15 protein-coding genes are annotated in these 17,890 nt (G+C 57.2%); 5 read left to right on the forward strand and 10 right to left on the reverse strand.

The window, feature by feature from the left end; all coding sequences use genetic code 11:
- Positions 1 to 11: 11 nt before the first annotated feature.
- The 3 genes from add to malX all read right to left on the reverse strand — a co-directional run bounded on the left by add (position 12) and on the right by malX (position 3,923).
- Complete coding sequence (gene add / locus AC2FAJ_RS01770) at positions 12 to 1,013, reverse strand: adenosine deaminase (RefSeq protein ID WP_280027121.1); 1,002 nt, start codon at positions 1,011 to 1,013, stop codon at positions 12 to 14.
- A 96-nt stretch (positions 1,014 to 1,109) separates the two neighbouring features.
- Positions 1,110 to 2,282, reverse strand: coding sequence for a MalY/PatB family protein (locus tag AC2FAJ_RS01775; RefSeq protein WP_060572934.1), 1,173 nt, complete (start codon positions 2,280 to 2,282; stop codon positions 1,110 to 1,112).
- Positions 2,283 to 2,330: 48 nt separating this feature from the next.
- A complete protein-coding gene (gene malX, locus AC2FAJ_RS01780) occupies positions 2,331 to 3,923 on the reverse strand; it encodes a maltose/glucose-specific PTS transporter subunit IIBC (RefSeq protein WP_060572936.1) in 1,593 nt (530 codons plus the stop codon).
- A gap of 177 nt (positions 3,924 to 4,100) precedes the next feature.
- Between malX and AC2FAJ_RS01785 the strand changes: the two genes are divergently transcribed.
- A complete protein-coding gene (locus tag AC2FAJ_RS01785; protein ID WP_485453737.1) occupies positions 4,101 to 5,129 on the forward strand; it encodes a Mal regulon transcriptional regulator MalI in 1,029 nt (342 codons plus the stop codon).
- A 1-nt stretch (position 5,130) separates the two neighbouring features.
- Here AC2FAJ_RS01785 and AC2FAJ_RS01790 read toward each other — a convergent pair whose 3' ends face one another.
- Complete coding sequence (locus tag AC2FAJ_RS01790) at positions 5,131 to 6,027, reverse strand: LysR family transcriptional regulator (protein ID WP_041910312.1); 897 nt, start codon at positions 6,025 to 6,027, stop codon at positions 5,131 to 5,133.
- A gap of 107 nt (positions 6,028 to 6,134) precedes the next feature.
- On the opposite strand from AC2FAJ_RS01790, the gene AC2FAJ_RS01795 reads away from it, so the two are divergent.
- Together AC2FAJ_RS01795 and AC2FAJ_RS01800 are read left to right on the forward strand one after the other, a co-directional pair.
- A complete protein-coding gene (locus tag AC2FAJ_RS01795; RefSeq protein ID WP_060572939.1) occupies positions 6,135 to 7,115 on the forward strand; it encodes an MBL fold metallo-hydrolase in 981 nt (326 codons plus the stop codon).
- A gap of 15 nt (positions 7,116 to 7,130) precedes the next feature.
- Entirely contained in the window at positions 7,131 to 7,985 is an 855-nt protein-coding gene (locus AC2FAJ_RS01800; RefSeq protein ID WP_041910308.1) for an alpha/beta fold hydrolase, read from the forward strand.
- A 38-nt stretch (positions 7,986 to 8,023) separates the two neighbouring features.
- Here the strand turns inward: AC2FAJ_RS01800 and AC2FAJ_RS01805 are convergent, their stop codons facing one another.
- Together AC2FAJ_RS01805 and manA are read right to left on the reverse strand one after the other, a co-directional pair.
- Positions 8,024 to 9,556, reverse strand: coding sequence for a YdgA family protein (locus tag AC2FAJ_RS01805; RefSeq protein WP_047365362.1), 1,533 nt, complete (start codon positions 9,554 to 9,556; stop codon positions 8,024 to 8,026).
- Positions 9,557 to 9,655: 99 nt separating this feature from the next.
- Entirely contained in the window at positions 9,656 to 10,831 is a 1,176-nt protein-coding gene (manA, locus tag AC2FAJ_RS01810; protein WP_028012929.1) for a mannose-6-phosphate isomerase, read from the reverse strand.
- A gap of 199 nt (positions 10,832 to 11,030) precedes the next feature.
- On the opposite strand from manA, the gene fumA reads away from it, so the two are divergent.
- Both fumA and fumC read left to right on the forward strand, forming a co-directional pair.
- On the forward strand, positions 11,031 to 12,677 hold the full coding sequence (fumA, locus tag AC2FAJ_RS01815; protein ID WP_028012930.1) for a class I fumarate hydratase FumA: 1,647 nt from the start codon (positions 11,031 to 11,033) through the stop codon (positions 12,675 to 12,677).
- Positions 12,678 to 12,814: 137 nt separating this feature from the next.
- A complete protein-coding gene (fumC, locus tag AC2FAJ_RS01820; RefSeq protein ID WP_041910301.1) occupies positions 12,815 to 14,209 on the forward strand; it encodes a class II fumarate hydratase in 1,395 nt (464 codons plus the stop codon).
- Here fumC and tus read toward each other — a convergent pair whose 3' ends face one another.
- The 4 genes from tus to rstA form a co-directional block, all read right to left on the reverse strand.
- Positions 14,210 to 15,139, reverse strand: coding sequence for a DNA replication terminus site-binding protein (gene tus, locus AC2FAJ_RS01825; protein ID WP_041910300.1), 930 nt, complete (start codon positions 15,137 to 15,139; stop codon positions 14,210 to 14,212).
- Positions 15,140 to 15,212: 73 nt separating this feature from the next.
- A complete protein-coding gene (rstB, locus tag AC2FAJ_RS01830) occupies positions 15,213 to 16,511 on the reverse strand; it encodes a two-component system sensor histidine kinase RstB (RefSeq protein ID WP_333113288.1) in 1,299 nt (432 codons plus the stop codon).
- Positions 16,512 to 16,586: 75 nt separating this feature from the next.
- A complete protein-coding gene (locus AC2FAJ_RS01835; RefSeq protein WP_041910295.1) occupies positions 16,587 to 16,847 on the reverse strand; it encodes a hypothetical protein in 261 nt (86 codons plus the stop codon).
- 227 nt (positions 16,848 to 17,074) lie between these two features.
- Entirely contained in the window at positions 17,075 to 17,791 is a 717-nt protein-coding gene (gene rstA / locus AC2FAJ_RS01840; RefSeq protein ID WP_028012938.1) for a two-component system response regulator RstA, read from the reverse strand.
- Between the last annotated feature and the right edge of the window lie 99 nt (positions 17,792 to 17,890).

Consider the following 17,890-nt stretch of genomic DNA (forward strand, 5'->3'; position numbering starts at 1 on the left):
GGCAAAAGGGTTTACGCGGTTGCCACCTTATCCCGCAGCGCCTGCTTCTCAGCAGGCGTCAGGAAGGCAATTTCCAGCCCGTTAATCTGCGCCTGACGGATCTGCTCACGGCTCAGACCCGCCTGCGGTGCGGCGATGTTGTACTCGTGGATGATATCCACGCCCTGAACCGCCGGATCGTCCGTGTTCAGCGAGGCCAGCACGCCGTGTTCAAGGAACGTTTTCAGCGGGTGCTGCGACAGCGATGCTACGGTGCTGGTCTGAATGTTAGACGTCAGGCACGACTCAATGCCGATGCGCTGCTCCGCCAGGAAATCCATCAGCGCGCGGTCTTCTACCGCCTTCACGCCGTGACCGATACGTTCGGCGCCCAGCTCGCGGATGGCCTGCCAGATGCTTTCCGGGCCAGCCGCTTCACCCGCGTGCACGGTAATGTGCCAGCCGGCATCGCGCGCGCGGTTGAAGTGGGAGAGGAACAGGCTGCCCGGGAAGCCCAGCTCGTCACCGGCGAGATCGACGGCGGTGATGGCATCACGATGGGCCAGCAGCGCTTCCAGCTCCTGCAGGCAGGCGGCTTCGCCGAACGTGCGGCTCATAATGCCGATCAGGCGGGCCTGAACGTCGAAGGTTTTACACCCTTCACGGACGCCTTCAATGACGGCTTCCACTACGCCTGCAACGGGCAGGCTGTGGGTCATCGCCATATAGCCCGGCGAGAAGCGCAGCTCGACGTAGTGCAGGCCGTTGCGGGCCGCGTCTTCAATGTTCTCAAACGCCACGCGGCGGCAGGCATCCAGCGACGCCAGCATCTTCACGCCCCAGTCGAGTTTGCTCAGGAAACTGACCAGGTCCGGTTCATTGGAGGTGACCTGTACGTGTGGGATCAACGACTCAAGCGTCTGAGCGGGAAGCGTTAAGTTGAACTGGCGGCCAAGATCGAGGATGGTTTGGGCACGAATGTTACCGTCAAGGTGACGATGAATATCAGTTAAGGGCAGGCGTGTATCAATCATGGTCGCACTCTTTTCGGGTTAAAGTGCGCCATATTATAAAAACAAAACGGGGTAAAAAGCTATTTGCGCAAGGGAATATTCCGTTGCGCAAACAAATTACAGGAGCGTATTGATCCCGGCGATGAGGCGCTGAACCCCTTGTTCCAGCTTGCTGCGTGGGCAGCCGGCGTTAAGGCGCACGAAGCCGTTACCCTCGTTTCCATACGTGTATCCCGGCATGATGGCGACCTTTTGCTGCTCGATCAGTACTTTTTGCAGTGCCCTGTCGTCAATGTTCAGCGGGCGCAGGTTAATCCAGGCCAGATAGGTAGCTTCCGGCGGCTGCCAGTTCAGTTTCGGAAAAGCACTGTTTAATTCCTGTGCGATATACAACAGATTCTCTTCCAGATAACGACGCAAGGCATCCAGCCACGGCTCTCCCTGCTGATAGGCGGCGATATGGGCCGTCAGCGCCAGCACGGAAGGGGAAGAGAGCCCATCCCGTCCTTTTAGCGCGCTGAGATAGCCGTTACGGCTCTCTTCATCGCCGATCAGGCCGTATGCGCCCGTCAGTGCCGGAATATTAAAGCTTTTCGAGCCGGAGGTGAGAAGCGCCCATTTGCCGCGCGCTACCGCATTCCACGGGGTGTGGCGATGCGCCCCCCAGACCATGTCCATATGAATTTCATCGCTGATAACCGCCACGTCATAGCGCTCACAGAGTTCCGCCATCTGCGTCAATTCATCCCGCGTCCAGACCTTGCCGGTCGGGTTCTGCGGGCTGCACAGCAGCAGAATTTTGTTTTCCGGTTTCGCCAGGGCCACTTCAAGCGCCGCCATATTGCCCTGCCAGCCAGCCGCCTGCTTTTCCATCTCAACGGCCACAACCTGACGCGCATTGCCTCCAATGGCGTTGTAAAACGCATCGTACGCCGGTGTGTGGACCACCACGCCGTCACCGGGCTTTGACCAGAGGCGAATCAGCTCTGACACCATATAGATGACGGAAGGGCCATAAACGATGGTTTCTTTATCAATTCGGCTGTTAAAGCGCTGCCGAAACCAGTGCTCAACAGCGGCAAGAAACTCGTCGTTTTTCCAGCGGCTGTAGCCCAGCACGCCGTGGTTGATGCGCTGATGCAGCGCGTCGGTAATGCAAGGGGCGGTGGCGAAGTCCATATCCGAGATGGTGAAGGGCAGCAAATCCGCCGCGCCAAAGCGGTCGGCGACGTAGTCCCACTGCGTACACCAGGTGCCGTGACGATCCACGACGGTAGAAAAATCAAACATGACGTTAATCCTTAAAGTAAAACCCCCTCATGAGAGGGGGTTGAGGCATCAGGCTTCTACTGTTCGCATCAGGGTTGCCAGCTCATCTTTCACCGACTGAACCTGCGGGCCGATAACCACCTGCAAATTGTGCTGATTTAACTGTACCACGCCGATGGCCCGGTTGGCCTTGAGGGCGTTGGTATCCACTTTTGACATATCCGCCACCGACAAACGCAGGCGGGTAATGCAGTTATCCAGCGAGGTGATGTTATCCGCACCGCCCAGCGCCGCCAGAATGGCAGGGGTGTTATAGCCGGATTTGCCCACGGTACCGGCAACCGCCTGTTCAACGCTGGTGGCCGTATCAATATCGCGTCCTGGCGTTTTTAGATTAAAGCGGGTGATGGCGAAGCGGAAGATGCCGTAGTACACCGCAAACCAGATTGCCGCCACGACAGGGACCAGATACCACTTGGTTGACAGGCCGTGCAGGATCCCGAACACCACGAAGTCAATCACGTTGCCGTCGGTGTTGCCGATGGTGACGCCGAGCACCGCCATCACGGTAAAGCCCAGGCCGGTCAGCAGCGCGTGGATGAGATACAGCACCGGCGCAACAAACAGGAACAGGAATTCGATAGGCTCGGTGGTGCCGCCCACGACGCAGGCAATCACGCCGGAGATCAGCAGCCCTTTAATTTTATGTCGGTTTTCCGGGCGCGCGCAGTGGTACATCGCCAGCGCGGCACCCGGCAGGCCGCCGAGGAAGGCCGGCATTTTACCCTGAGACAGGAAGCGGGTGGCGCTTTCAGAGAAGCCGTGGGTAGTCGGACAGCTCAGCTGCGCCTGGAAGATGGTCAGCGCACCGCTCACGTCGTGACCGCACACCTCCATGGTACCGCCCGCTTCGGTGAAGCGAATCAGGGCCACCAGGATATGCTGCAGGCCGAACGGCAGCAGCAGACGCTCGCCGGTGCCGAAGATCATCGGACCAAAATCTCCCGCGCCGTTGATGATGCGGCCAATGCCGTTGATGCCCATCGCAAAGACCGGCCAGATCAGCGGAATGATCAGGCCGAACAGACCCATAACTACCAGGGTGACAATCGGCACGAAGCGGGTACCGCCGAAGAAGGCCAGGGCATCCGGCAGGCGGATATTGTGGAAGCGCTCGTGCAGCATCCAGATAATGACCCCGGCGATCACCGCTCCGAGGATCCCGGTATCAATAGACTGGATGCCAATCACGCTCTGAATGTTGTTGGCCTTCAGCACGGCAGCATCGGTCGTCGGCAGAATGCCTTTCGCGGTCAGCCAGAAGTTAACCGCCAGGTTCATCACGGCGTAACCCACAAACCCGGCAAAGGCCGCGACGCCTTTATTCTCGCGGGCCAGGCCCAGCGGGATGGCGATGCAGAACATCACGGGCAGGAAGCTAAACGCGAAGGAGCCGACCTTACTCATCCAGATAAAGATCGCCTGCAGCACGGGAGTACCGAGGAACGGGATCAGCGTGATGACGTCTTTACTGCTCAGCGAGCTGCCGATCCCGAGCATGATCCCGCAGAACGAGAGGAGCGCCACGGGCAGCATAAAGGTTTTACCCAGTTGCTGGAAAAACTCCCACAGCGATATTTTTTGTGCTGTTTTCGCCGTCATAAAACGACTCCTTTATTGTTAAAATCAGTTTGCCTGCTTCAATGCTGCGAGAAGATAAAACGTTTTATCAAAGTTTAGTGCGCGCTAAATCACATTCTCAGGCTTTGACTGGTAGTATAAAGATAACGTATTGATAAAACGTTTTACCGATCTCATTTCAGGGAGTCACGCTGACACATGGCTGTAGCGAAAAAAGTCACCATCAACGATGTCGCGCTGGCGGCGGGGGTTTCCGTCAGCACCGTTTCTTTCGTGCTCAGTGGTAAAGGGCGCATCTCGCCCGCAACCGGCCAGAGGGTGAACGAGGCGGTTGAACAGCTGGGCTTTGTGCGTAACCGTCAGGCGTCGGCGCTGCGCGGCGGGCAAAGCGGGGTGATTGGCCTGATTGTCCGCGACCTGACGTCACCTTTCTATGCGGAGCTGACCGCCGGGTTAACCGAAGCGCTGGAAGCGCAGGGGCGGATGGTCTTTCTGTTGCACGGCGGGCGCGAGGCCGGGCAGCTTCTCTCCCGTCTCGATATGCTGCTGACCCAGGGGGTTGACGGAGTGATCGTCGCCGGAGCGTCGGGCGTGGGTAGCGAACTGTGCGAGCGTGCCGCCGAAAAAGGCGTGCCGCTGGTGTTCGCCTCGCGCGCCAGCTATCTGGACGAGGCCGATACGCTGCGCCCGGATAACATGCAGGCCGCGCAAATGTTGACCGAACATCTTATTCGCCGCGGGCATCAGCGCATTGCCTGGCTGGGAGGGAAAAGCTCCTCCCTGACGCGCGCCGAGCGGGTCGGCGGCTACTGCGCGACGCTGATTAAATACGGCCTGCCGTTCCACAGCGAATGGGTCGTGGAGTGTGAATCTAGCCAGAAGAAAGCGGCGGAAGCGATAGGCGCGCTGCTGCGAAGCAATCCGACGATCAGCGCCGTGATTTGCTACAACGATGTGATTGCCATGGGGGCCTGGTTTGGCCTGATCCGCGCCGGGCGTCAGAGCGGCGAGGGCGGGGTGGAAACCTTCTTCGGCCATCAGGTGGCGTTAGGGGCGTTTGCCGACGTTGGTGAAAACGCGCTGGACGATCTCCCCATCGTCTGGGCTACCACCCCTGCGCGGGAGATGGGCTACACGCTGGCAGACAGAATTATGCAGCGCATCGACAACACGGATGTCCAGTCCGGGCACCAGATTGTGGCGGCGCGGCTGGTGACGGTGAAATAATTCAGCTCTGCTGCGTAAGCGGGTTGAGCGTCAGATGTGTCTCCAGGGCTTCTACAAATTTTCGTACTTTTGCCGGGATCAGCCGGGAGGTCGGGTAAACCGCCCAAATGGCCAGCGATTCCGGCTGAGCATCTTCCAGGACGATCCGCACGAGTTTACCCTCAGCAATGGCAGGCTCTACGTACCAGCGAGATAAATTTGCGATGCCGAGTCCCCCCAGACAAGCCTCGAAAATCGCCTCAATAGAGTTAGCCGAGAATCGGCCTGACACCTTTTGTTTGTAGCGCTGTTCACCCTTCTCAAACGACCAGTGTGTCGTATCTGATGTGGCCAGGCAGCTATGTCCAGCCAGATCGTTAAGCAATTTCGGTGAACCGTACGCAGCGAGATACTCCGCGCTGGCGCAAAGCTCGCGGGGGTTATCACAGATGCGGTGTGCGACTAACCGGTTATCGCGCAGCGGTGCAATGCGTAACGCCACGTCTATGCCTTTCCCGACAATATCAATTTGCTCATCGGTTGCCAGCAGGTCGACCTGCAGGGCAGGATGTTGCTGCATAAACAGCGCCAACATCGGTGCAACGATCTTGCGTCCAAACGCCGCTGAGGCGGTAATGCGAAGGCGTCCGGACAGGTGCGTACCATCAGGAAACAGATCGGCCAGCGCGTTATTTTTATCTTCCAGCAACGCCTGCGCATGCGGCAAAAAAACGTCACCATCGCTGGTGGGTGAAAGGGATCGCGTGGTGCGATGCACCAGCCTGACCCCCAGCTCAGCCTCAAGATTGTTAAGAGAGCGTGACGCCGCCATGGCGCTCATTGAGAGCCGACGCGCGGCGCCCGCCAGGCTACCCGCCTTAATGGCTTCGACAAACACTTCTACGTCTTCCAGTTTCATTGTTTCGTTTTTCGTTATGCTGACTTATCAAAGGACATATCTACAGTATTTATCGTTACGCTGCCATAGTCTCTTCACAACCTGAAAAATATCAATCTGGAGTGAAGATGAAAAAGTTGAAAACGGTTCTGGCATTCAGCAGCCTGTTATTGGTAAGTGCCGCCTGGGCTGACGCACCTGCACAGGTGAAGCAGCAGGTCCCAGGCTATTATCGTCTGGCGGTAGGGGAATATGAGGTCACGGCGCTGTTCGACGGCTATAACGACCTTTCGCCGTCATTACTCCACGGTCTTTCAGACGACAAGGTTCGTAAACTGCTGGCTCAGCATAAAATCGATGCCGACCGCATGCCGACCGCCTTTAACGCTTTCCTGGTTAATACCGGTAAACATCTGGTCATGATTGACAGCGGAGCGGGGCACTGCGTGTCGGAAACGGCCGGCCAGCTGGTTAACAATATGAAAGCATCAGGCTATCGTCCCGAGCAGGTTGATACCATTTTCCTGACGCATCTTCATCTTGATCATGTTTGTGGCCTGAGCGATGCGAACGGTAAAGCGTTGTTCCCCAATGCCACCGTCTACGTACCGCAGGGGGAGGCCGACTACTGGCTTGATCCTGCAAAAGAAGCGAGCGCGCCGGCTAATGCGAAAGAGTATTTTGCTATCGCCCGAAAAGCATTGTCTGAGTATAAAGCCTCCGGACATCTTAAAACCTTCGTTCCGCCAGCTTCGCCGATCCCGGAAGTCCAGACGGCCTATGCCGTTGGCCATACGCCCGGCAGTACCGTTTATCGCTTTGCGTCGCAGGGGACGGCTATTAACTTCATTGGGGATCTGATTCATGCGCCAGCCGTCCAGTTCCCGCATCCTGAAGTGTCTATTCGCTTTGATGTCGATTCGAAAAAAGCCATCTCGTCCCGGGCGCAGGAATTTAACGCCCTGGCGAAAGACGGCGAGTGGATGGCCGCTGCGCATCTGCCTTTCCCCGGTATTGGGCATATCACCGCCTGGCAGCAGGGCTATAGCTGGAACCCTGTAAATTACGGTCCTTATCAACGTGCGGCCAACGTGCCTCTGCTGAAATAAAGTGAGGTTATGAATATGAAAAGTTACACCGTAACGGCAAACGGCATTCGCCAGTTTGTGGCTGAAGAGGGTGAAGGCGCGCCGGTTATTCTTCTGCACGGTTTTCCTGAAACAAACTATGCCTGGCGCTACCAGATACCTGTATTGTCCCGGCACTACCGCGTCATCGCGCCGGATTTGCGAGGATATGGCGAAACGGATAAACCGGCTTCTGGCTATGATAAACGGAACATGGCCCGGGATATCCGGGAGCTAATGCGTGCGCTGGGGTTACAGAAGGTGGTGCTGGTGGGGCACGATCGCGGGGCGCGCGTCGCGACGCGGTTCGCAAAAGATTACCCTGAGCTGGTGGATCGTCTGGTGGTCATGGATAACGTGCCAACGCGTATTGTGGCGCGCGATTTGAATGCATCCATCGCCCGCGCATACTGGTTCTTCCTGTTCCATCTTGTGCCCGATCTGCCGGAAGCGCTGATTGCAGGACGTGAAAATATCTGGCTGCGCCACTTTTTCTCGGACTGGACCTACGATCCGTCAACCATCAGCGGCGAGGCGTTTGACACCTATGTTCGCGCGTATCAGGCGCCCGGAGCCGTGCGAGGCGCGATGGCTGACTATCGCGCCAACGCGGAAGACGTGGCGCAGGATCTTGCCGACGCTGACGTGAAAATCGCCTGTCCGGTAATGTCGCTGTGGGGCAATGATTTTCACGCGGTCGGCAAGCTCTTCGATATGCAAAGCGTCTGGGCTGAAATGGCGGATAACCTGCGGGCGCAGGGTATCGACGAGTGCGGCCATCTTCCTCAGGAGGAACAGCCTGAGAAAGTTAACGCCTTGCTGCTGGATTTCCTGCAGGGATGGAAAGGATAAGGGCAATAAAAAACCCCTCTTGCGAGGGGTTTTGACGTTTACTGCTGCGGTGCCGCCGGTACGGCTGGCGCTGCGGGTTCAGCCGGTTCCGGCATTCCCAGCGTCGGCATACCAAACATGCCAACAAACTCTTCCAGCGGCATTTTGTCGCCGTTCAGCGTTACCTGGCCGTTGGCATATTGCAGGCTGGTGGAAATGGTGTTGTCTTCCACTTTGGTGATGCGGAACATCTGACCCATCGCCGCCAGACCTTTCACCTGCTGGTTCGCCAGCTTGCCGGCATCTTCATCGCCGTAGCCTTCCAGCTTCGCAATCTGGGTCATAAACTCGGTCGCCATATCCATCGGGATGGTCAGCTTGCTGTCGAGCGACTTCACGCTGCGATCCACTTCCTGCGCCAGCGTCTGGGGTTCACCCGTGGCGGCTGCAGGATCTTTCAGGAACAGCGACAGGTTAAAGCTGGTTTCGCCTTTGCTGTTTTTCCAGCTCAGCGGCGCAACGGTGACCACCGGCTGGCCTTTCAGCAGGATTGGCAGGTTATTGAACAGCACCGCCATCGCCTGCTGCTGGTACACTTCCGGGTTCTGCTGCAGCGCGGCGTCGGTCAGCAGCGCCTGGCTCTCTTTGCTGTATTTCTGGCTAAATTCGTGCCATGCCTGGCCGTCGATATTGCCGATCTTCAGCGACAGCTTGCCGGTGCCCAGATCCTGATTCTGCACTTTCAGGCTCTTCAGCGTGTAATCCAGCTGGGTATTGATACTCTTACCGTCTTTGGATACGTCGGATTGACCGTTAACGTCCATGCCTTCCAGCACGGCCATCTCTTTTCCTTCAATTGCGATAGCAATTTTATCCACGGAGAGCTTCTGATCGCCGATACGCTCTTTAAAGTCGGTCATACGGCTGTTGCCGTCGGCTTTCAGGTTGTTGAAGGTGAGCTGAACTTTTTGGTTATATTCGTTCACGGCGTTGACCAGGCCGCTTTCCGCTTCACCCGTCATGGAGAAGACGTTGCCGTCCCGATCCGCATCAAGTTTGAAATGGCCACCGCTGAAGGCGACTTTTTCGTTCTCTTTCTCGTAGTTCAGCGGTTTCAGCGCGATATCAGAACTGGTATCACCGGAGTAGCTAATACGGGTGTTAATGTCGAAAGGTGATTCATTCTTCGCCAGGTCAAACAGCGGTTTGGTGACGTCGTTATTCACCAGTACGGTATGAACGGACGCCATGGACGGGATCAGGTTAAACGACTTTAGCTGCGCCAGCGGCAGCGGACCGTGGCTTACCACTTCATCCAGCACCACGCTCTGTCCCGGCTTCAGCCAGCCGTTTGCCGCACCGGCCACCGGCTTCACCACCAGCTGCATGCGGCTGGTGAACACGCCGCGCTGATAGTTCTGGTAGCTCAGCTCCAGACCCGCCTCCGGCGCGCTGCGCTTAATTTCTCCGTTAGCCTGCGCCACCATCTCAGCCAGACGGCCTTCCAGCTGTTTCCCGGTAAACCAGGAGGCACCCGTCCAGACCACGCCTAACGCTACAATCACTCCAACCGCTACGACCGATTTTTTCATTGCGACTATCCCTAAAATGAAACCAGGCGGTAAAAACCGCCCGGAGATATTAAGCCTTCAACTAGCTTAGCAAGAGTTGTTAAAAAATTCAGTAAGTGCTTAAAGCTTATTAAAAACGCGCGCCAGGCGACCGGTGCCGCTCACGCTGACCGGGGACTCATTGGCTGCAACGAATGCTGACTCGCCAGGCTGGAGAACCAGACGTTGCTCGCCTTTGCGCAGCGTTGCTTCGCCCTCGACGCAGAACAGGATCGCCGCGCTCTCCTGTGCGATTGTCGTTTCCGTCTGATTGAGGTCGTGCAGGGAGAACGCAAAATCCTCAACCGGAATCGGGAAGTCCAGCTCTGCGCCGTTTTTCACCGGCTGAGTCAGCAGCTCCGCGGCAGGCTTCGCCACAAACTTCACGTTGGCAACCAGCTCAGGGATGTCGATATATTTCGGCGTCAGGCCCGCGCGCAGCACGTTGTCAGAGTTGGCCATCACCTCCAGCGCTACGCCCTGCAGGTAGGCGTGCGGGGTTTCCGCGAACAGGAACATCGCTTCGCCCGGGTTCAGCTTCACCACGTTCAGCAGCAGAGGGGAGAACAGGCCGCTGTCGTCAGGGTAAAACTCGGAAATCAGGCGGATGGTCTCCCACGGTTCCCCTTGCTGGCTGTTCAGGGCCGCTTTCAGCACCGCCAGCGCGTGAGATTTCTCTTCACCCTGCATATTCAGCAGGCTGGCAAACAGCTGGCTGAGCGCGTCCGCGTTTGGGTTTTCAAGGAAGTGGGCAATAGCCTTGTTGGCACCCGCGACCGGCTGCAGCAGGGAGATAATCTCTGAAAACTCGCGGAACGCGTTCATCGCCAGGAACGGCGTCAGCGCAAAAACCAGCTCCGGCTTGTGGTTAGGATCTTTGTAGTTACGCTCGGCGGCGTCCAGCGGGATGCCCGCCGCGTTCTCTTTGGCAAAGCCGATTTCAGACGCTTTTTTGTTCGGGTGAACCTGGATGGAGAGCGGCTGGTCGGCGCACAGCACCTTAAACAGGAACGGCAGTTCGCCAAAGCGTTGAGCCACCTTGTCGCCCAGCAGTGCGGCTTTATCGGCATCAATCACGTCACGCAGGCTGCGTACCTGGCCGCTGGCGTCTTCAATTTTTGAGCTGCTCTTCGGGTGCGCCCCCATCCATAGTTCCGCCATCGGCAGGTTGTTCGGGTTCGCGATACCGTAGAGATCCGTTAACGCAGTTTTACTTCCCCAGGCGTAGTTTTGCACTGAGTTAATGAGTTTTTGCATTATCAAGCCCTGATTCAAATGTGGAATTAACTCCGGGTATTAAAGCAATAAACTACGTGGAAGTAACCTGTGGATGTAAAAAGTCGTACTAGTCTCAGTTTTTGTTAAAAAATTGTGTAGGATAAGCTGACTCGCTTTTAAGCCGGGCAGCGGAACATCTGCCCTGAATAAACAGACCGAAGCAGTAAGTGAGAGAACAATGTCGAATAAACCCTTCCATTATCAGGATCCTTTCCCCCTCAGTAAGGATCAGACCGAGTATTACCTGTTAACCCGCGATCACGTCTCCGTCTCTGAGTTTGAAGGACAAGAGATCCTCAAGGTGGATCCGCAGGCGCTGACGCTGCTGGCGCAGCACGCTTTCCACGATGCCTCCTTTATGCTCCGCCCCGCGCATCAGCAGCAGGTTGCCGATATTCTGAGCGACCCGGAAGCCAGCGAAAACGACAAGTACGTTGCCCTGCAGTTCCTGCGTAACTCCGATATCGCGGCGAAAGGCATTCTGCCCACCTGCCAGGACACCGGCACGGCGATCATCGTCGGTAAAAAAGGCCAGCGCGTCTGGACCGGCGGCGGTGACGAAGCGGCGCTGGCTCACGGCGTCTACAACACCTACACCGAAGACAACCTGCGCTACTCGCAAAACGCGGCGCTGGATATGTACAAAGAGGTCAACACCGGCACTAACCTGCCTGCACAGATTGACCTCTACAGCGTTGACGGTGACGAGTACAAATTCCTCTGCATCGCCAAAGGCGGCGGTTCAGCCAACAAAACCTATCTCTACCAGGAAACCAAAGCGCTGCTCACTCCGGGCAAGCTGAAAAATTACCTGGTTGAGAAGATGCGTACCCTCGGCACCGCGGCGTGCCCGCCGTACCATATCGCCTTCGTGATTGGCGGAACCTCAGCTGAAAGCACGCTGAAGACCGTCAAGCTGGCCTCGACCAAATACTACGACGGCCTGCCTACTGAAGGTAACGAGCACGGTCAGGCGTTCCGCGACGTGCAGCTTGAGCAGGAGCTGCTGGAAGAGGCGCGTAATCTGGGGCTCGGGGCGCAGTTTGGCGGTAAGTACTTCGCCCACGACGTGCGCGTGATCCGTCTTCCGCGTCACGGTGCATCCTGTCCGGTCGGGATGGGCGTCTCCTGCTCTGCGGATCGCAACATCAAGGCCAAGATCAACCGCGAAGGCGTGTGGATCGAAAAGCTGGAAAACAACCCGGGTAAATATATTCCGGAAGCGCTGCGCAAAGCGGGTGAGGGGGAAGCGGTTCGCGTTGACCTGAACCGTCCGATGAAGGAGATTCTGGCGCAGCTGTCTCAGTATCCGGTTTCGACCCGCCTGTCGCTGAACGGCACGATCATCGTGGGCCGCGACATTGCGCACGCGAAGCTGAAGGAGCGTCTGGACAACGGCGAAGGGCTGCCGCAGTACATTAAAGATCACCCGATCTACTACGCGGGCCCGGCGAAAACGCCTGAAGGCTATGCCTCCGGCTCGTTAGGCCCAACCACGGCAGGGCGTATGGACTCGTACGTTGATCAGCTGCAGGCCAACGGCGGCAGCATGATCATGCTCGCTAAAGGCAACCGCAGCCAGCAGGTGACGGACGCGTGCCACAAGCACGGCGGCTTCTACCTCGGCAGCATCGGCGGCCCGGCGGCGGTTCTGGCGCAGGGCAGCATCAAGAGCCTGGAGTGCGTGGAATACCCGGAGCTGGGTATGGAAGCGATCTGGAAAATCGAAGTGGAAGACTTCCCGGCGTTTATCCTGGTGGATGACAAAGGCAACGACTTCTTCAAGCAGATCCAGTCGTCCCAGTGTTCTGCGTGCGTGAAGTAAATTGAAAAAAACGGGTGGCGCCGCCGCCACCCGACATCAAAAAGAGCGCACAAAGCGCCATACCGTTTCTCAGAAGTCATCAATACTTATCCCTTAAGCATGTGAGCAATCCCTCTTTTGTTATCAAGGAGAAAGTAATGACCACGGTACGCCATGAGAAAGACTCGATGGGCGCCATCGACGTCCCGGCCGACAAGCTATGGGGCGCGCAAACCCAGCGTTCGCTGGAGCACTTCCGTATTTCGACCGAAAAAATGCCCGTCTCGCTGATTCAGGCGCTGGCGCTGACCAAACGCGCCGCCGCGAAAGTGAACCAGGATTTGGGCCTGCTGGACGCCGATAAAGCCACCGCCATTATCAATGCCGCAGACGAAGTGCTGGCGGGCAAGCATCCTGACGAATTTCCCCTCGCTATCTGGCAGACCGGTTCCGGTACCCAGAGCAACATGAACATGAACGAAGTGCTGGCGAACCGGGCGAGCGAGCTGCTGGGCGGCGTGCGCGGCATGGAACGTAAGGTCCACCCGAACGATGACGTCAACAAAAGCCAGAGCTCTAACGACGTCTTCCCGACGGCGATGCACGTGGCGGCGGTAATCGCCATTCGCGAGCAGCTTATCCCGCAGCTCAACGTGCTCAAATCCACGCTTAACGAGAAAGCGCAGGCCTTCCGCGACATCGTCAAGATTGGCCGTACGCACCTGCAGGACGCCACGCCTTTGACGCTCGGCCAGGAGATTTCCGGCTGGGTGGCGATGCTGGAACACAACCTGAAGCATATCGAGAACAGCCTGCCGCACCTGGCGGAGCTGGCGCTCGGTGGGACGGCGGTCGGTACCGGGTTGAACACCCATCCAGAATACGCGGTGCGCGTGGCGGAGGAGCTTGCTGCCATCACCGGACAGCCGTTCGTCACGGCGCCCAATAAGTTCGAAGCGCTGGCGACCTGCGATGCACTGGTCCATACCCACGGCGCGCTGAAGGGGCTGGCGGCCTCGCTGATGAAAATTGCTAACGACGTGCGCTGGCTGGCCTCAGGTCCGCGCTGCGGCATCGGTGAAATCAGCATCCCGGAAAACGAGCCGGGCAGCTCCATCATGCCGGGTAAAGTGAACCCGACTCAGTGCGAAGCCATGACCATGCTCTGCTGCCAGGTTATGGGCAACGACGTGGCCGTCAACATGGGCGGTGCGTCCGGCAACTTCGAGCTGAACGTCTATCGCCCGATGGTGATCCACAACGTGCTGCAATCTGTTCGTCTGCTGGCGGACGGGATGGAGAGCTTTAACGAGCATTGCGCGGTAGGGATTGAACCCAATCGCGAACGCATCAGCCAGCTGCTCAATGAATCTCTGATGCTGGTCACCGCGCTCAATACCCATATTGGCTATGACAGGGCCGCCGAGATCGCCAAAAAAGCGCATAAAGAGGGGCTGACGCTGAAAGCCTCCGCCCTGGCGCTGGGCTATCTCACGGAGGCGGAGTTTGACGCCTGGGTTCGCCCGGAAGCGATGGTCGGTAGCCTGAAATAATCATCCCGCCACGTACAGGTGCAGCCGAGGAATAATCAGCTGAAGCGGCTGCGCCTGAGGTCTGTAACGGTGCTGAACATTGTCAGCATCGTAATTCAGCAGTTCCCCGATATCGGGTACTACCGCGCCCTGATCGGCATCGTAAAGCGCAATCAGCGGCGTCGGGCAGGCATACTGTACCTGCTTTTGCTGACCGGAATACCAGACGCGAGCGATAGGCTGCACCTTCACCGGGCGCTTTATCTTCAGGCGCGCATCCACCGGCAGCGAGGCGATGCTGTGGTACTCCTGCTCCAGGCGCTCAATCCACTGCTCCCGCGACCATGGCGCGACGGTGCGCGGCGTCTTCAGGCTTTTTTCCAGCTGGGCCAGAATCTCATCCCGGGTGAAGTTTTTAATGATGTGCTTATTCGCCCAGCCGAAGCGCAGCGTAGCGGGGTGACGCAGTACCGTCAGCGTCCGATAGGCATTCAGGGTAATCAGCCCCGGAAGCTGGCGGTGCACCCACTCAAACCGCGCGGCAGGGGCGAGGCCGGACTCTTCGGTGATGATCTTTTCAAAGGCCGCTTTCAGGGTGTTGATATGCGCAATCTGGCTTTCCAGCGCTTCGCGCGATGTCGCATCGGTTTGCAGGCAGATGACCCCCGGCAGGCGCACGGCGGCCTTGCTGCTGCGGTTTTCTGACTGCTGCTGGATAAACAGGCGACGATAGTGTTTTAGCGCCAGCTCAAGGGCCGCGCTGCCGATGTGCTGTTCGACCTCGATGGTGTCCAGCGGATCGTGCTCGGCTCCCTTAGCCACTTCCGGCAGGGTAAAGACGCGCGCGGCCAGCAGGCGACAGGCCTGCAAACGCTCGGTCAGGGTCAGGAGTTCGTGTTCTATTTCCCGAAACGTGCCGTTAAGCCGTTCGATGAGATCGTAGTTCGCCATAAACACTCTCATTAGTTACAACATACTTATCATATAGCATAGCACGCCGGGTCAGGCCAGCGTGCGGTTGAGGTCAGGCAGGAACGGGAAGGGCGATGTTATGGTACACCGGCCAGCTAAAGCAGAAGCGCGCGCCGCCGAGCTCGCTCTCCTCGCAGTGTACCGTGCCGCCCATCGCCTGCGCGATAGAGTGGACAATCGCCAACCCCAGGCCGCATCCGCCGGTGGCGCGATCGCGGCTGGGATCGAGGCGGACAAACGGTTCAAACACGGTCTCTCGCGCTTCCGGGGCAATTCCCGGTCCGTCGTCCTCCACCGTCAGGCTGGCCCGGTTGCCCTGCAAATCCAGGCCAATCTGGAGCGTCCTTTCGCTGTAGCGCATGGCGTTGTTCATCAGGTTGTCCAGCACGCGCTCCATCAGGCGCATATCGAGCGCGCCGTAGTCACCCGGCGTGACGCGCGTCAACAGCGTGCGCTGCGGGTTTACGCTCTGAACGTCATCAATGTGGGTTTGCAGCCAGGCGGGCAGATCCGGCGTGGTGAGGTTCAGCTCGTTTTGCGGGCGGTCGAGACGCGCGTAGGTCAGCAGCTCCTCAATCAGCGCTTCAAGCTGGCCAATGTCGCGGTTAAGCGCCTGATTCTCTGCCTCGGTCAGATTCTCGCTCATCTCCAGACGGTAGCGCAGGCGAACCAGCGGCGTGCGCAGCTCGTGCGCAATTCCGTCGATCAGCTGCTTCTTACTGGCGATCAGGGCGTTGATGTTATCGGCCATCTGGTTAAAGGCCACGCCCAGACGCTCAAAGCTGGAACCGCTGTCGAAGTGAATGCGTTCGGTAAAATGCCCCTCGCCAAAACGCTGCGCGGCAGATTCCAGCTTCAGCATGTCCTGCCAGTGGGGCCGCATCCAGATAAAGACCGGAAATGCGAGCGAAATGGCGATAAAGGCCATCAGCGCCATGTCCAGCAGGCGCATCTGGTGCAGATAATAGAGATAGGGCACCGGCCCGACGGCCAGCACATAATGGCTGCGCGGAATGCGCTGGATAAACGTGTATTTCTCATCCAGCGCGACGATGTCACCGTCGCGCAGACGCTGCATGGCGGGCGGATCCAGCTCAAAATCTTTTAACGGCTCGATGCGTAAATCGAATGACAGATTGAGATCCAGCTCTTTCAGGGTTTTCGCCCAGTCGTGTGGCGGGATCTCTCTTAGCTCGCTGCGCATCAAATAGAGCGAGCTTTTCATCAGATCGTCCAGCGACTGCCGGCCCGCACGTTCGGCGGTGAATTTATAAACCAGGCCGACCAGCATGGTCATCACCAGGAAGCAGACAAACAGTAAAAGATAAAACTGCACAAACAGCTTTTTCATTGGATCTCACCGAAGAAACGCTTTGTGCAGAATATACATGAAATCCCATCGATATTTTCATGTCTGTGAAGCGCGTTACATGGCATTCGCGCTATTTTTTACCCTGCCGATGAGTGTTTCCGTTATGGCCAGACCTTCCGCAATGTGCGGATCGATCACGGCAGTCCCAAATTCGTTAATCAAATCCAGGAGTATTTCGTAAAACTGGATGAGTTCAAGGAGGTCAATGAGCGCTTTTTGATCGGCACGTGAGGGTAAGGCATGGCTAGCTGCTGCCTGATTAACTATCCATTCAAGATTGGTTTTAATGGCTTCTACTTCAGAGTAGCTATACATATCTCATCGGCTTAAATCCTCATTTCAAGATTTCATGGGAGAGAATGTGCTGAAAAGGTGTGGGCTTATAGCCGGCCCGGCGCGACTTAAAGGAGAGAACGTGTGAATAATAATTATGGATTAGTTCGCGCGCTTATCAAGTTAACTGTTGCGCAAACGTGAAAATTAACGCGCGAAAGAAAGGGCTTAGACGCCTGATGCCTTCATTTCGCGCATGTTATCTTTTATCAGGTTTCCCAGGCGTGTGGGGCAAACAGATAACCCTTGTTACGCACGGTTTTAATGCGGTAGGGCTCGGTGGCGTTATCCTGCAGTTTTTTGCGTAATCGCGAAATCGCCACATCAACGCTGCGATCCATACCGTCATAGCTCACGCCACGGAGGTTTTTCAGCAGCGCGTCGCGGTCCATGATTTGCCCGGCATGCGTGGCCAGCTCCCACAGCAGGTCAAAGTCTGCGGTAGAAAGGGCGATAAGCTCGCCGGAAAGCAGGACCTGGCGGTTAACCGGGTCAATAGACAGCGTACCGAAGCGCAACGCTTTGTGCGGCGTCAGGGACGGCGCGGGCGCTTCGCGTTCAATGCTGGCGTGCTGGCGCAAATGCAGGCGCAGGCGGGCCAGCAGGACGGCAGGCGGTGTGGTTTTCAGAATGTAATCATTGGCGCCCATCTCCAGCGACAGAATATGGTTCATATCGCTGTCCAGTGAGGTAAGCAGAACGATAGGACCGTCCCAGCGGGCGCGCAGGTCCCGGCAGAGCGTCATGCCGTCTTTGCCTGGCAGCATGATGTCCAGCAGCACTAAATCCGGGTTTTCACGGACGACCACCTCTTCGGCACGATCGCCGCGAGGCTCAACAATGACGTCCATATCATGTTTACCCAGATAGGCGGCGATCAATTGCCCGACTTCGGGTTCGTCTTCAACATATACAATCTTATTCATACAGCGTCTGTTTTCGTGAAAAAAGCCAAAATACACCGCGGAACCTTAACCTTCCATTAATCTTTCAAAATTAACGCCGCTTCCGTTATTCTGACGTTT

Source organism: Enterobacter cloacae complex sp. 385G4, assembly GCF_057320665.1.